Here is a 1572-nt window from a genome sequence, read left to right as displayed (position 1 = left end):
TTTTTTTTTTTGATTGATTTTTGACAGGTCGTTAAAAAATGATGTTATACTTTCAATTTCAACTTTTTATTTTGATCACAGACGTACGGAAAGTCTGACTTTTTTTGCGTTAAGAACTCCAAAAAAGTACAACTGAGACAATAAAATTTTAGGAGAGAGAGAAGACGAAGGCCGTGTTAAAAATTGATCTAATTCAAACATTTCTTAAAATCGATTACAGTCACATAATGCACAGTAAAAGTTAATGCTTAATGATCATTTTTTTCTGGTAGCAAACCAATAAAACAGACCTGCACTTCCACCCAGTGGGCCATACAATTTCATGTCGAACAGGCAGTCTATTATAAAGGCAATACTCATAAATATTACAGTAGCCACCAACGCAATTTTCAATTTATCTTTTTTAGTCATTGTTTATAACATTGATTAGTTTATTGAAGATTATTTTCAGTCAACACGTGTGCCGTACAAAGAAATCGCCGGAGTAACTAAATTACTTCTATGAGGCGTTTTCTTGAACATGATATTAAAATCTCGGCGAATCATGGCGTTAATATTAATGAAGTACGGCGTTAACGATTTGGTAGTAATGTCCATCATCTTCGCGAAATAATTCATTTTCTTAGAAAGTTGGTACTTCAGTTTGGTCTGTTTATTGGGTTCGGGATTTATAATGTCGCCCGTTTCATCTTCGTACGATACCAACTCGATAACTACAAACAAGTTTGATTTAGGCTTCGGAAAACCGACCGATTCCAAATCGACAATCACTTCATTTTTGACTCCTTTTTCGAGCTGCAATACAGGACTTTCGAAAAAGACATCGCCAATTTTTATTTTATTCTGAGTTAGAATACTTCCAACAAGCTCGCACGCGTAAAATTTGATTTTATAGTTCGTTTTTACTGATACTTTCTCTACAAAAAAGCGAAATTTCGTTACGTTGATAGTAGCTAATTCTTCACGAAAAAACACAATTCCAGCGGTCGGCTCCGTTTCGAATGAATTACTTCGCTTTCGAACAAAGCGCGAGTTTTCGCCAAGAAACGTTTCTTTTTTAACAGCTGCGTTTAAAACTACTTCGTCGAGCTCAAAAACCTCTTTTTGCAAAAACACCACTTCCGGTAACGAGTCTTTCAAAAAACCCTTCGACCGAAATCCCTCTTTTCGGAAATGTATCGAATCGAAAACAACAGCAGCATCTAAAACAGTAAGCGTATCTCTACTAGTTAAGCCTGTTTGCAGCAGTTGTTTCTTATAAAATAAATCAAACGACACTTCGGGTATAAACTCCATTACGTCGTCATCAATAGGTATAAACTTCTGGCAGACTGCACGATTGCCGCTTATTAAAAAAACGAACAGCAAGAAAAAGAATTCAAATCGGTATCGTTTTGAAGTGCTCTTACTTGCTGTGTCGAAATGGTGTTTAATCATCAAAGTTTGCGGAACTTAATTTATTTAATGTGAGTTCGATGTAAAAATTAAAGTTAGAAACCATTTAAATAGTTGATTACAAGGCGTATCTTCTTTGGGATACAGAGGTATCTCAAAAAAATACAACGATGTAAG

At 35.1% G+C, this 1572-nt stretch carries 1 protein-coding gene; it reads right to left on the bottom strand.

Features of this window, described 5'->3' with window-relative positions:
• Positions 1 to 447: 447 nt before the first annotated feature.
• Complete coding sequence (locus CHX27_RS00310; protein WP_094484799.1) at positions 448 to 1437, bottom strand: hypothetical protein; 990 nt, start codon at positions 1435 to 1437, stop codon at positions 448 to 450.
• Between the last annotated feature and the right edge of the window lie 135 nt (positions 1438 to 1572).

Source organism: Flavobacterium aurantiibacter (assembly GCF_002251775.1).
GTDB classification, from domain to species: Bacteria; Bacteroidota; Bacteroidia; order Flavobacteriales; family Flavobacteriaceae; genus Flavobacterium; species Flavobacterium aurantiibacter.
Note: the sequence above shows the minus strand (reverse complement) of the source record. Positions and strands in the feature narration are given on the sequence as shown.

Excerpts from the sequence above, each read along its gene's own strand:
- CHX27_RS00310 (WP_094484799.1), bottom strand. The coding sequence starts at position 1,437 with ATGATTAAACACCATTTCGACACAGCAAGTAAGAGCACTTCAAAACGA.